The organism is Microbacterium sp. NPDC076911 (assembly GCF_040687125.1).
Classification (GTDB): Bacteria; Actinomycetota; Actinomycetes; order Actinomycetales; family Microbacteriaceae; genus Microbacterium.
This window is the reverse complement of the sequence record NZ_JBFBMP010000002.1, coordinates 37,815-50,312: the sequence shown is the minus strand read 5'-3', so window position 1 is coordinate 50,312 and position 12,498 is coordinate 37,815. Positions and strand designations below refer to the sequence as shown.

At 61.3% G+C, this 12,498-nt stretch carries 14 protein-coding genes; 13 read left to right on the top strand and 1 reads right to left on the bottom strand.

Annotated elements, in window-relative coordinates:
* Nucleotides 1-50: 50 nt before the first annotated feature.
* Nucleotides 51-488 carry a thioredoxin family protein gene (locus AB0O81_RS02715; RefSeq protein ID WP_363581743.1) on the bottom strand — a complete coding sequence of 146 codons (438 nt, stop codon included), beginning with the start codon at nucleotides 486-488 and terminating at the stop codon, nucleotides 51-53.
* 82 nt (nucleotides 489-570) lie between these two features.
* Between AB0O81_RS02715 and AB0O81_RS02710 the strand changes: the two genes are divergently transcribed.
* From AB0O81_RS02710 to AB0O81_RS02650, 13 genes are all read left to right on the top strand, one after another.
* Entirely contained in the window at nucleotides 571-1,380 is an 810-nt protein-coding gene (locus tag AB0O81_RS02710) for a thymidylate synthase (protein ID WP_363580998.1), read from the top strand.
* Nucleotides 1,377-1,904 (top strand): dihydrofolate reductase, encoded by a 528-nt coding sequence (locus AB0O81_RS02705; RefSeq protein ID WP_363580996.1) that lies wholly within the window; start codon nucleotides 1,377-1,379, stop codon nucleotides 1,902-1,904. The genes AB0O81_RS02710 and AB0O81_RS02705 overlap by 4 nt, the downstream gene beginning before the upstream one ends.
* Complete coding sequence (locus AB0O81_RS02700) at nucleotides 1,897-2,661, top strand: SDR family oxidoreductase (RefSeq protein WP_363580994.1); 765 nt, start codon at nucleotides 1,897-1,899, stop codon at nucleotides 2,659-2,661. Before AB0O81_RS02705 ends, AB0O81_RS02700 begins: the two co-directional genes overlap by 8 nt.
* A 22-nt stretch (nucleotides 2,662-2,683) precedes the next feature.
* Nucleotides 2,684-3,661, top strand: a complete 978-nt coding sequence (gene dapA / locus AB0O81_RS02695) for a 4-hydroxy-tetrahydrodipicolinate synthase (RefSeq protein ID WP_363580992.1) — start codon at nucleotides 2,684-2,686, stop codon at nucleotides 3,659-3,661.
* Nucleotides 3,662-3,739: 78 nt separating this feature from the next.
* Nucleotides 3,740-5,416 (top strand): ribonuclease J, encoded by a 1,677-nt coding sequence (locus AB0O81_RS02690; RefSeq protein ID WP_363580990.1) that lies wholly within the window; start codon nucleotides 3,740-3,742, stop codon nucleotides 5,414-5,416.
* A 30-nt stretch (nucleotides 5,417-5,446) separates the two neighbouring features.
* A complete protein-coding gene (locus tag AB0O81_RS02685) occupies nucleotides 5,447-5,941 on the top strand; it encodes a GNAT family N-acetyltransferase (protein WP_363580988.1) in 495 nt (164 codons plus the stop codon).
* 84 nt (nucleotides 5,942-6,025) lie between these two features.
* A complete protein-coding gene (locus tag AB0O81_RS02680) occupies nucleotides 6,026-8,728 on the top strand; it encodes a DNA translocase FtsK (protein WP_363580986.1) in 2,703 nt (900 codons plus the stop codon).
* 21 nt (nucleotides 8,729-8,749) lie between these two features.
* Entirely contained in the window at nucleotides 8,750-9,319 is a 570-nt protein-coding gene (pgsA, locus tag AB0O81_RS02675) for a CDP-diacylglycerol--glycerol-3-phosphate 3-phosphatidyltransferase (protein ID WP_363580985.1), read from the top strand.
* Nucleotides 9,316-9,792, top strand: a complete 477-nt coding sequence (locus AB0O81_RS02670) for a CinA family protein (protein WP_363580983.1) — start codon at nucleotides 9,316-9,318, stop codon at nucleotides 9,790-9,792. The genes pgsA and AB0O81_RS02670 overlap by 4 nt, the downstream gene beginning before the upstream one ends.
* Nucleotides 9,793-9,976: 184 nt before the next feature.
* Nucleotides 9,977-10,285, top strand: a complete 309-nt coding sequence (locus AB0O81_RS02665) for a helix-turn-helix transcriptional regulator (RefSeq protein ID WP_363580981.1) — start codon at nucleotides 9,977-9,979, stop codon at nucleotides 10,283-10,285.
* A 12-nt stretch (nucleotides 10,286-10,297) separates the two neighbouring features.
* Complete coding sequence (locus AB0O81_RS02660) at nucleotides 10,298-10,522, top strand: DUF3046 domain-containing protein (RefSeq protein WP_363580979.1); 225 nt, start codon at nucleotides 10,298-10,300, stop codon at nucleotides 10,520-10,522.
* Nucleotides 10,523-10,774: 252 nt separating this feature from the next.
* Nucleotides 10,775-11,827: a recombinase RecA gene (gene recA / locus AB0O81_RS02655; protein WP_363580977.1), complete on the top strand. Its 1,053-nt coding sequence runs from the start codon at nucleotides 10,775-10,777 to the stop codon at nucleotides 11,825-11,827.
* 2 nt (nucleotides 11,828-11,829) lie between these two features.
* Nucleotides 11,830-12,438: a regulatory protein RecX gene (locus tag AB0O81_RS02650; protein ID WP_363580975.1), complete on the top strand. Its 609-nt coding sequence runs from the start codon at nucleotides 11,830-11,832 to the stop codon at nucleotides 12,436-12,438.
* Nucleotides 12,439-12,498 lie beyond the last annotated feature (60 nt).

The following is a 12,498-nucleotide window of genomic DNA, read 5'->3' as shown; positions in this document are numbered from 1 at the left end:
AACCGGCGCTCGTGATCTGCGCGACAGGTTTTGTCGAACCCGCCCGTTGCTCAGGCGTGTGGTATCTCGGCGCCGAGTCGTGACAGTTCGAGCTCGAGCACGTGGCGGCTTGGAGTTCCTCCGAAACGCGTCTGTACGGCACCATCGCGATCCAGCACGAGCGTCGTCGGCGTTTGCAAGACCTGAAAGTGTCGCGCAATGTCGGGTCGGTGCGTCAAGTCAATGTCGAGGTGACGCACTCCGGGGTGGTCGGCGGCGACGTCAGCGAGAGTCTTGTGCACGCTCGGGCAACGAGCGCCCGCGTCATTGCTGAACTGCAGAAGAGTGGCGACCTTGCCGAGTGCATCGGCGCCCAACCGCTGCGGTTGGATCACCTCGTGTTCGATGTTTCGCTGCGGACGCGATTGCGCCCATCGCAATACCGCCACTACTCCTGTCGTCAGCGCGAGCAAGGCGGCGATGACAATAAGGGCGTCGACGAGGTTCACAACAGGCAAGAGTATCTCCCTTTCACGATGATCGACGCCATTTGACTCCGTCCGACTCCGCGCCGGCGGTAAAGTGGGCGCCGTGACGTCGCCAACTCCCACCCCATACGAAGACCTCCTGCGTGATGTGCTGCAAAATGGCACTCACAAGGCAGACCGCACCGGGACGGGGACCACAAGCGCTTTTGGTCGGCAGATCCGATTCGACCTCTCGCAGGGGTTTCCGCTGATCACAACAAAGCGAGTGCACTTCAAATCGATCGCCTATGAGCTGCTGTGGTTTCTTCGAGGCGAATCCAATGTGCAGTGGCTCCAAGACAACGGCGTGACAATTTGGGATGAGTGGGCCGATGAACACGGTGAGCTGGGTCCGGTCTACGGCGTGCAGTGGCGTTCGTGGCCCTCGCCCAATGGGGCGCAAATCGACCAGATCACGGATGTGATCGAACAGATTCGCGTCAATCCGGACTCGCGACGCCTCATCGTCTCGGCGTGGAATCCTGCAGACATTCCCGATATGGCGCTCGCTCCCTGTCATGCGCTGTTCCAGTTCTACGTAGCTGACGGGCGGCTGTCATGCCAGCTGTATCAACGCAGCGCCGACCTATTCTTGGGCGTTCCTTTCAATATCGCCTCATACGCGTTGCTCACGCTGATGGTCGCGCAGCAGGCGGGGCTTGAGCCCGGAGATTTCGTCTGGACGGGTGGCGACTGCCACATCTATGACAATCATCGCGAGCAAGTGCGCGAGCAGCTGAGCCGAGAGGCATATGCCTACCCGACGTTGCGGTTCGGGCGCCAGCCTGACTCCGTTTTCGACTACGCGTTCGAAGACTTTGTCGTAGAGGATTACCAGCACCACCCCGCGATTCGTGGCGCCGTGGCGGTATGAGCGTTCTCATTGGCCTGGTCTGGGCGGAAGCCGACGGGGGAGTCATAGGCGCTGATGGCGGCATGCCATGGCACGTTCCCGAAGATCTCGCACACTTCAAAGCGGTGACAATCGGAGCGCCGGTGATTATGGGCCGTCGAACCTGGGAATCACTGCCCGAGCGCTTTCGTCCACTGAGTGATCGCCGCAACATCGTGGTCACTCGAAACGAAGACTGGGCCGCCGCCGGCGCAGAAAGTGCACGCTCGCTCGACAGTGCGATCGCACTGGTCGATGATTCCAGCACCGACTGGGCGTGGGTGATTGGCGGCGGGGCGTTGTTTGCCGAAAGCATCGAACGCGCGACAAGGCTCGAGGTGACGGAGCTCGATGTCTCTGCGGCGGGCGATACCTTCGCGCCATCACGGGCAGGGTGGCATCCGACAGCTGCCGATCCTTCCGTGGGCTGGCACGTGTCGTCGCGCGGCATTCGATATCGCTTCGTGACGTGTGAACGCGGGAACAGGGAGAACACCGATGGGTAAGACTGCTTTGATCACCGGCGCAAGCTCCGGACTCGGGGCCGAATTCGCACGGCAACTCGCGCAGCGAGGCGCCGATCTCGTGCTTGTCGCCCGAGATCGGGCCGCCCTTGAAGCTTTGGCCACGCGACTGCGCTCCACACACGGTGTGGAAGTCGAGGTCATGGCGATCGACTTGCTGAAGACGCGCCAGCGCGAGAAGGTCGAACGGCGGGTTGCCGACGCAGATCACCCCATCGAAATTCTGGTCAACAATGCAGGTTTCGGCTTGTCGCTGGAGTTCGAGAAGAACGACATCGAAGACGAGGTCCGACATCTTGACCTGCACGTCGAAGTTCCCATGCGACTGAGTCACGCGGCCCTAGGGGCCATGCTCGAGCGTGGCCACGGCCGCATTGTCAACGTGGCCAGTGTTGCGGCGTACACGCCGCGCTCCACCTACGGTGCGTGCAAGCGCTGGCTCGTCAGCTTCAGCCAGTGGGCAAACGGAACCTATGCGCCGCGCGGTGTGACAGTCACAGCGGTATGTCCGGGTTTCACGCACACCAACTTCCATGAACGCATGGGTCTGACTCCCGGAAATGAGGGTGTCGCTGGGTGGATGTGGCTGGACGCCGATCGGGTTGTCGAAGATGCGCTGCGCGACATTGCCCGGGGAAAGGCTGTGTCGGTTCCCTCTAAGCGGTACTCGCTGCTTGTGTGGCTGTCGCGCTTTGTGCCGGCGGCGCTTGCCGCACGCGTGGGTGAATCGGGTCGATAGCAGGCACCGGTACTGTTGAAGGGTGGCTCATATTGGCAATCCCTTCGGTCAGGTAATGGTCGCGCTCGTCACTCCGATGACGGCCGACGGCGAAGTTGATTGGCCCGGGATGGAAAAACACGTCGACGACGTGATCACCGCCGGCGCTGACGGCATTGTCGTCACCGGCACGACCGGCGAAACCTCGACGCTCACCGACGCGGAGAAGCTGCGGCTGGTCGAGGTCGGCAAGGATGTCGCTTCGGGGCGGGCGAAGATCATCACGGGCGGCGGTTCGAACGAGACCGCTCATGCGATAGAGCTGTACAAGGCGAGTGAGCGGGCAGGTGCTGACGGCATCATGATCGTCACCCCCTACTACAACAAGCCGACGCAGGCGGGAATTCTCACTCACTTCCGGCTGGTGGCCGATGCCACCGATCTGCCCGTGATCCTGTACGACATTCCTGGGCGCACTGGCGTGCCAATCAAGTACGAGACGATTCTGCGCTTGGCAAAGCACCCCAACATCGTCGCGGTGAAAGATGCGAAGGGCGACTTCAGCGAGGTGAGCCGCGTGCTCAACCAAACTGACCTGTTGTATTTCTCCGGTGACGACGCCAACGTTCTTCCTCACCTGTCGATCGGCGCAAGCGGCATGATCGGCGTAACTGCCAACATTGCCGCGCAACCGTACCGTGTGATCGTCGACGCCGTGAACCGTGGCGACCTTGCCGCAGCAACTGCCGCGCACAAGCAACTGGAACCGTTGGTGCGCGCTGTGATGACGCACGTTCCCGGCACGGTCTCGGCAAAATACATCCTGCACGGACTCGGTCGAATCGCGAGCCCCCGGGTACGACTGCCGCTCGTCGGCCCAGAAGAATGGGAAGCTGCAGCGATCGAAGACGAGCTAGCCCTCGTGACAGACGTCCCCAGCGTCGATTTCTCGAACTTCCGCCCCGACCGCAACGCCGCCGCAGGTGGCGCGTTGCCGAAAGTGTCGGGCACCACGCGATGAAGTACTTCAGTCCGCGACGCGCACTTCGCACGCGGACCCAATCGATATTGGATGCTTCGGCATCCTGAGGAGATGACCATGCCCCGTACCGTCTACGACCCGCCCGCACTCGAGCCCGGAACTCTGCGGGTTACCCCGCTCGGCGGCCTCGGTGAGATCGGTCGCAACATGACCGTGTTCGAGTTCGAGGGCAAATTGCTCATCGTGGACTGCGGTGTTTTGTTCCCCGAAGAGCACCAGCCGGGTGTCGACCTGATCTTGCCGGACTTTGAGCCGATCAAGGGTCGCCTTGACGACATCGTCGCGGTCGTCCTGACGCACGGGCACGAAGACCACATCGGCGCCGTACCGTATCTGCTGAAGATGAAGAAGGACATCCCACTTATCGGTTCGGGCCTTACTCTTGCGCTCATCGAGGCAAAGCTGAAAGAGCACCGGATCCGCCCTTTCACTTTGACCGTCGCTGAGGGTCAGAGCGAGAAGCTGGGCCCCTTTGATCTGGAATTCATCGCGGTCAACCATTCAATTCCCGATGCGCTCGCCGTCGCAATCCGGACCCCTGCCGGTCTCGTGCTCGCCACGGGCGACTTCAAGATGGACCAGTTGCCGCTCGACGGCCGCCTGACCGACCTGCGCGCGTTCTCGCGCCTGGGCGAGGAGGGCGTCGACCTCTTCCTGGTGGACTCGACCAACGCCGATGTTCCCGGATTCACACCGCTCGAACGCGACATCGGTCCGGTCCTGGAGCAGGTCATCTCCAAGGCACCGCGCCGCGTGGTGATTGCCAGTTTCTCAAGTCACGTTCACCGCGTGCAGCAGGTGCTCGACGCGGCACATGCCCACGGGCGTCGTGTCGCCCTGCTCGGGCGGAGCATGGTGCGCAATATGACGATCGCTGCTGATCTCGGTTACCTGAAGGTTCCCGACGGTGTGCTGATTGATTACAAGAAGGCCAAGGATCTTCCCGAAGACAAGATCGTATACATGTCGACCGGTTCGCAGGGCGAGCCGATGGCGGTTCTCAGCCGCATGGCAAATCTCGATCACGCGATTGAACCAGGACCCGGCGACACGGTGATTCTCGCGTCGAGCCTTATCCCCGGCAACGAGAATGCTGTCTATCGAGTGATTGATGGTCTCACCAAACTTGGTGCCCATGTTGTCCACAAGGGCAACGCCAAGGTGCATGTTTCGGGGCACGCCGCCGCGGGTGAACTGCTCTACTGCTACAACATCCTCAAGCCCAAGAACGTTTTGCCGATTCACGGCGAGTACCGCCACCTGATCGCGAACGCCCAGCTCGCTCGAGACACTGGTGTTGAATCAGACCGCACGATTATTGGCGAGAACGGAACGGTCATTGACCTGCGCGACGGCGATGCGCACGTCGTGGGTCAGCTTGACCTCGGATTCGTGTATGTCGATGGTTCGACAGTGGGAGAGATCACTGACGCGGATCTGAAGGATCGTCGCATCCTGGGCGAAGAGGGCTTCATCTCGGTGATCGTGGTGGTGGACGCCGCAACCGGGCGCATTATCTCGGGCCCTGAGATTCACGCGCGCGGTTTCGCTGAAGACGACAATGTGTTCGAGAGCGTCAAGCCAAAGATCGCTGCGGCGCTCGAAGAAGCCGCGCGTTCAGGCGTACGCGACTCACACGCGCTATCGCAGATCGTCCGTCGCACGATAGGCCGATGGGTGAACCAAGCGCTCCGTCGACGTCCGATGATCGTGCCACTCGTCATCGAGGCGTAGATCACCCGTTCGGCTGGGTACACTCGCGACATGTCATCCGCATTCGTGTTGCGCCCAGCTACACAGCCGGACGGCGCGTTCCTGGGCGACATGTTGGTGGAAGCGGCAAACTGGCAGATTACAGGGGCACGCCCGAGGCATGAGGTGCTTACTTCAGAGGTACAACTGCGGTACGTCACAGGTTGGATGAGGCCGGGAGACACCGGTGTCATCGCAGAATCGAGCAGTGGCGAAGCGATCGGTGCGGCTTGGTATCGAACGTTGCCACGCAACGAACCCGGATTCGGCTATGTCGACATTGGCGTGCCCGAGCTGATCATCGGCGTTCGTCCGATTTGGCGTGCGCACGGTGTCGGCAGAGCCCTGCTGCGTAGCCTCACTGCCACAGCGCAGGCGGCCGGGTACGCACGGTTGAGCCTGAGCGTGGAGCGCGAGAACTACGCGACCACGTTGTATCGATCCGAAGGTTTTGCCATCACCGAGGGCGATGCGACTCGCGTAACGATGGTCAAGCGGCTGCGCTGATTCTTATCCGCTCGCCACTGACCTGTCTTGTCGGGCGCCGCGTCGTTCCGCGGAATTGTCCGTGCCGCGGCGTAGCGTGGAGGAATGGCCAGGACTACAAGCCCGACCACCAAAGGTGGCGCGCCCGCGAAAGCATCGAACTCGCGCGCGGCGAAGCCTGCCCCCGCGCCCAAGAAGTACGTAGGTGAACCCGAGAAGCCCCCCGTGGCGGTGCGCGCTTGGCTGGGCCTTGCTCACGCCACAGGCGGACTTTTTCGGGCTTTCGGCCCTGAGTCGCTGGAGAAGGACCAACGCCGAGACGGGTTCCCGTTCTTGCTGGTGCTCCTGGCTATCGTCGGCAGCACGGTCGAGTGGTTCTTCATCGGCAATGAGGTCGCCACGACGATCAGCGCCTACACGGTAGGCGGTCTGCTCGGACGCGAAGCTTTCATTCTGCCGGTGCTGCTGTTGCTTCTTGCCGGGTGGATGTTTCGGCATCCATCGTCGGTGCACGACAACGGTCGGCTCGGAATCGGCTTCGGCCTGCTCGTGCTCACCGTCGCGGGTTTCTGCCACGTGGCAGGCGGCCGGCCTGAGCCGAGCGAAGGCCTTCCCGCGCTCAGTCAAGCCGGTGGCCTGTTTGGATGGATGATCGGTGAGCCACTCGCGCTCGTGCTCACCGATATCGGTGCCTACATCGTCCTGAGTCTGCTTGCGTTGCTCAGCGTGCTCATCATCACTAAGACCCCACCGAACCGCATCGGCCGACGCCTTGGCGAACTCTACACCTGGGCATTTGATGCGCAGCCAGACGAGAAATCCGACGCCAACTCAGCGAGCAACGACGATACGTCTTCCGATGAAGACGAGTCCACAGACTCTTCGCTGCCGTGGTGGCGCCGCAACCGCACGGGTCGTGAGCAAGACGGTGACAGCGAGCTCGGCTCGCAAGATCTCACCGAATTGCTTCCCGTCGGCACGACTGACGGTGGTTTCGAGCAGGCCATTGAACCGCCCGTGACCGCACCCGCGCCCACCGCCGCACCCGATGCGCTCACTGAGGTCTTCGACGCAACAGCACTCGCTGGAGTGGCAGCTGGCCAGACTTCGGGGGTATCGCTTCGTGATGACTACGATCAAGACCCCATTGCAGACGGTGAGCTTCCCGGAATGGCGGGCATTGGTGCGGATACTCCGCGTGACGCACCGCCATTGCCCTACCGACTGCCCTCGGTGAACGCGCTGGGCGAGGGAACACCACCCAAGGCGCGATCGCAGGCTAACGACGACACCGTGCGTGCCATCACCAGCGTTCTAGAGCAGTTCGGTGTGAACGCAAAGGTCACGGGATTCTCGCGCGGGCCCACCGTCACCCAGTACGAAATCGAAGTCGGTCACGGCGTCAAAGTCGAGCGAATCACCGCACTCCAGAACAACTTCGCATACGCGGTTGCTTCCAACGAGGTCAGGATTCTCGCTCCGATTCCGGGCAAGAGTGCCATCGGCGTCGAGATTCCCAATGCTGATCGCGAGATTGTGACGCTCGGCGATGTATTGCGTTCGCAGAACGCGACACAGTCGACTCACCCCATGACAATCGGCGTAGGAAAAGACGTCGGTGGCGGATTCGTGGTAGCAAATCTCGCCAAGATGCCTCACCTCTTGGTGGCTGGTTCGACGGGCTCGGGTAAATCGAGTTTTGTGAACTCGATGATCACGAGTTTGCTCATGAAGGCCAAGCCAAGCGATGTGCGCATGGTGCTCATCGACCCGAAACGCGTTGAGCTGACCTCGTACGCTGGCGTCCCGCACCTCATCACGCCAATCATCACGAACCCCAAAAAGGCTGCCGAAGCGCTGCAATGGGTCGTGAAAGAGATGGACATGCGCTACGACGACCTCGCGTCGTTCGGCTACCGCCACATTGACGACTTCAACAAGGCAGTAGTGGCTGGCGAAATCAACCTCCCAGAGGGCAGCGAGCGCGTCCTGAAGCCGTACCCCTACCTGCTGGTCGTGGTCGATGAGCTCGCTGACCTCATGATGGTCGCACCTCGAGATGTGGAAGATTCGATCGTGAGAATCACCCAGTTGGCGCGAGCCAGCGGCATCCACCTGGTGCTCGCGACTCAGCGGCCCTCCGTCGACGTGGTCACCGGCCTTATCAAAGCCAACGTGCCTTCGCGGCTCGCGTTCGCTGTCACCAGCGTGACCGATTCCCGAGTCATTTTGGATCAGCCGGGCGCTGACCGCTTGATCGGCCAGGGTGACGGGCTATTCCTGCCGATGGGCACGTCAAAGGCGATCCGCGTGCAAGGTGCGTGGGTGAGCGAAGCTGAGATCGAGCGCGTCGTCAAGCACGTCACACAGCAGGCGCGACCAGAGTACCGAAATGACGTCGACGCCGTCGTGGAAAAGAAGACCATCGACGCCGACATCGGTGACGATCTTGAAGTGCTGCTAGCGGCAGCCGAGCTCATCGTGTCGACCCAGTTCGGCTCCACCTCGATGCTTCAGCGCAAGCTCAGGGTTGGTTTTGCAAAGGCGGGCCGGTTGATGGACCTCCTCGAAGCGCGCGAGATCGTCGGACCCTCCGAAGGGTCTAAAGCGCGTGACGTCATGGTCACTGCCGAGCAGCTCCCCGAGGTTCTTGCCCGGCTGCGAGGCGACGACGCACCCGCGGCACCGCCCGCTCCGACCGCCGACGGCTACGGCCCAGATGCCGTCGCCGCTCAGTATGACGATGTCCCGGTTGTTGAAGTTGCTGATGACTCTGAGGATGCCTGGGGCCTGACGGGCCGCGACTGATACGAGCGATAGGCTCAGCACATGGCCGTTCCCCGTCAACTTCCCAACGCGATCACGATCGTCCGAATTCTCTGCGCGCCGATATTCCTATGGATGCTGCTGGCGGACGGGGGAGCAGATGGAGCACTTCGCTGGTGGGCTGCAGTTTTGTTTATCGTGGCGATCGGTACCGATGGTATTGACGGGTACATAGCCCGCAAATACAACATCGTCACCGACCTCGGCAAGCTTCTTGACCCGATCGCAGACAAAGTGCTGACCGGGGTTGCTTTTGTTGGGCTGTCGATTCTGCTCGAGTTGCCCTGGTGGGTGACGGTTATCGTACTGGTCCGTGAAGTCGGTATTACCGTCTATCGCTTCATGGTCGTCAGTGACCACGTGCTCGCCGCGGCGTGGATGGGCAAGCTCAAGACACTTGCGCAAGGCGTCGCGCTGTCGCTGGCTCTACTGCCGCTATGGACGCTCGTGGGGGAATGGATCTGGTGGGTGAACGGCGTCACTATGACTATCGCGGTTGTATTGACGATCGCCAGTGGTATCGACTACATCGTCACTGAGGTTCGCGCCGGTCGGAAGGCGAAGGCGAGTTGAACCACGGCCGGGCCGCTGAGGTTCTCGAAGCGCTTTCGAGGCACGGTTGGTCTGTCGCGACAGCGGAATCACTCACGGGCGGGTTACTGGCCGCCGAGATCGTGAACATCTCGGGCGCGTCGTCGCATATGCGCGGAGGAGTCGTCGCTTACGCCACCGACGTCAAAGAAACTGTGCTTGGCGTCGACGCTCGGCTGCTTAGGGACAGCGGGGCTGTGCATGCAGATGTTGCGGCGCAGATGGCCGCGGGAGTGTGCAGGGTGCTCGGCTCTGATGTGGGCATCGCCACGACGGGCGTCGCTGGTCCCCTGGAACAAGACGATCACCCGGTGGGTACCGTCTACGTTGCGGTGTCGACGCCTGACGGCACCACCGTGGCCGCGCTCGCCCTTAGCGGCGACAGAGGCGAGATTCGTGCGCAGAGCGTTGATGAAGCTCTTGCGCTGTGCCTTTCGGTGTTGCAGGCGCCCTGAGCGTGGACGGCTCGCAAAAAGATTCATGCGAGAAGGGAACAATTTATGTTTCGTGTCGGTTACTTTCTGTGATTCCCGCCATATGCCCAGCTCACGGGTTTAGATTGGCACCAAGAACGGTGATGTAAAGTTATCCATCCGGATGGCTCGCAGAGCCCGGGAATCAGAAGTGAGGAGGGGGCCCATGATCCTGGTTCGTCAAGAGATCGGCGAAGTCCTTCGTGACTTTCGCCAACAGAAGGGACGCACCCTCCGCCAGGTTGCGAGCCGCGCCAGTGTCGCGCTCGGTTACCTGAGTGAAGTGGAGCGTGGCCAGAAAGAAGCATCAAGCGAAATTCTTGCGTCTGTCGCAGAAGCGCTTGAGGTACCCATATCCACCATCATGCGTGAGGTCGGCGATCGGCTTTCGGTGATGGAGGGGTTGCAGACATTCCCTGACGTCGTACCCGACGACTTGCTCGCCGAGGTCGACGCTGAGCTTTCGCTTCGCTGATCCACGCGGCTGATGCGTCGTAGCGAATTCGAGCGCGCCGTCGCGGATGAGTTTGGCGCGCGCGGCGGGCCGGTGCTCAACGACCTCGTATTGACGTCGTTAGGGGATTTGACCGCGTCCGAAGCGATACATGCTGGCATGCCCCCGAAAGATATCTGGCTGGCGCTGTGCATCGAGATGGATGTCGCGCCTGAGCGTCGTTACGGCGCCGGGCGGCTTGAGCCTAGGCGGCGCTAAGAGATCCGAATACAGAGGATGCTGCGAGCGGCGTGTCGTCGAATATCTGTTCGATGCGCGCGTAGGCTCCTCCACAGAAGGTGACGGTGAAATGTCATCCACTGCGACGGACGTGGCGACGATGAATGTCGGAGGCCACCCCTAGCGTGAATGACGTCACATCGACACCTCATGCCTTGCCGCAGCATCCGTCTTATGAAGACAGATCGCGGCAGCCTACAGGCGACGGATCTCATACCTAAGGAGCACGCTATGCCCTCACCCGCTGACCGCGAAAAGGCCCTCGACTCGGCCCTCGCACAGATCGACCGGCAGTTCGGAAAGGGATCGGTGATGCGCCTTGGCAGTGACGAGCGTGCTCCGGTCGAAGTCATCCCCACCGGCTCAGTAGCACTCGATGTCGCTCTTGGCGTGGGCGGCTTGCCCCGCGGCCGCATCATCGAGATCTATGGTCCTGAGTCTTCCGGTAAAACAACGCTGACGCTCCACGCAATCGCGAATGCCCAGAAGGCCGGCGGTATCGCGGCGTTCATCGATGCAGAGCACGCCCTCGACCCTGACTATGCGCAAAAGCTTGGCGTTGACATTGACGCGTTGCTGGTTTCGCAACCTGATACCGGAGAGCAGGCGCTTGAGATCGCCGACATGCTCGTGCGTTCTGGCGCCATTGACCTCATCGTGATCGACTCCGTGGCCGCGCTGGTGCCCAAGGCTGAGATCGAGGGTGAGATGGGTGACACCCACGTCGGGCTTCAGGCCCGCCTGATGTCGCAGGCCTTGCGCAAGCTCACCGGTGGCCTCAGCCAGACGAACACCACGATGATTTTCATCAATCAGCTGCGTGAAAAGATTGGTGTGTTCTTCGGGTCACCTGAAACCACCGCTGGTGGTAAAGCCCTCAAGTTCTACGCCTCGGTGCGTCTCGACATTCGCCGAATCGAAACGTTGAAAGACGGCACCGATGCGGTCGGAAACCGAACTCGCGTCAAGGTCGTCAAGAACAAGATGGCTCCACCGTTCAAACAGGCTGAGTTCGACATTCTCTACGGAGTCGGTATCTCCCGCGAGGGAAGCCTCATTGACTTCGGTGTTGAGCACGGCCTCGTGAAGAAGTCTGGTGCGTGGTACACCTACGACGGCGAACAGCTGGGTCAGGGTAAAGAGAACGCGCGCAACTTCCTTCTTAAAAACCCCGATATTGCCGCTGACATCGAGGGCAAGATCAAGGTGAAGATGGGAATCGGGCAGTCCAAAGAAGTCGAAGGCTCAAAGGCTGATGAGCTGGCGGCACGACGCCCGGCCTGATCATGGTGCGTTTTGTTGATGGCGGGGGCGGCGATGCAGCTATCGCTGATGAGGATCTCGCCCCTGTCATCGAGCTCTTCCCCGGTTCGCAGCCCTCGCCGGTTGACACACCCAGCGAAAGCGCGGCGTGTGAAGCGGCAGAGAACCAGCTGCTACGAAAGCTGCGATCGCGATCTCTCTCAGTTTCTGAAGCACGTGGGGTCCTTCGCGACCACGAACTCAGCGATCACCACGTTGAAGAGCTGATTGAGAAGTTCGAGAGGCTTAGCTACCTCGACGACGCTGCGCTTGCCGAGCACCTCGTGTACATGGGTGCCGAGCGCAAGGGTCAGGGGCGCGGCGCCATTGCTCAGACTCTGAGCAAGAGAGGCATCGCCCGCGACGTTGCCGAAGAGGTGCTGGGTGCGCTCGGCGACGACGAGGCTGAGCGAGCGCTGGAGTTCGCTCGAAGCCGCGCGTCGCGAATGTCATCTCTCGAGAACGATGTTGCCCTGCGAAGGTTGCACGGTCAATTGGCTAGGCGAGGGTTCGGCGGCCACATCGCGATGACAGCGGCCCGCACGGCATTGGAAGAGGTACGCCGCACCTCCTCAGGCGTTCGATTCAGCTAGCCAGTCCGCCTCATTCGGCTCCGTTCCGCGACGGAAAGCCGCTACCCGTCGCGGGCATCA

Bases quoted from the DNA above. Each gene is read 5' to 3' on its own strand.
- AB0O81_RS02705 (WP_363580996.1), top strand. From the start codon at position 1,377: ATGAGCGTTCTCATTGGCCTGGTCTGGGCGGAAGCCGACGGGGGAGTC.
- AB0O81_RS02700 (WP_363580994.1), top strand. From the start codon at position 1,897: ATGGGTAAGACTGCTTTGATCACCGGCGCAAGCTCCGGACTCGGGGCC.
- AB0O81_RS02690 (WP_363580990.1), top strand. From the start codon at position 3,740: ATGCCCCGTACCGTCTACGACCCGCCCGCACTCGAGCCCGGAACTCTG.
- AB0O81_RS02685 (WP_363580988.1), top strand. From the start codon at position 5,447: ATGTCATCCGCATTCGTGTTGCGCCCAGCTACACAGCCGGACGGCGCG.
- AB0O81_RS02680 (WP_363580986.1), top strand. From the start codon at position 6,026: ATGGCCAGGACTACAAGCCCGACCACCAAAGGTGGCGCGCCCGCGAAA.
- pgsA (WP_363580985.1), top strand. From the start codon at position 8,750: ATGGCCGTTCCCCGTCAACTTCCCAACGCGATCACGATCGTCCGAATT.
- AB0O81_RS02665 (WP_363580981.1), top strand. From the start codon at position 9,977: ATGATCCTGGTTCGTCAAGAGATCGGCGAAGTCCTTCGTGACTTTCGC.
- AB0O81_RS02660 (WP_363580979.1), top strand. From the start codon at position 10,298: ATGCGTCGTAGCGAATTCGAGCGCGCCGTCGCGGATGAGTTTGGCGCG.
- recA (WP_363580977.1), top strand. From the start codon at position 10,775: ATGCCCTCACCCGCTGACCGCGAAAAGGCCCTCGACTCGGCCCTCGCA.
- AB0O81_RS02650 (WP_363580975.1), top strand. From the start codon at position 11,830: ATGGTGCGTTTTGTTGATGGCGGGGGCGGCGATGCAGCTATCGCTGAT.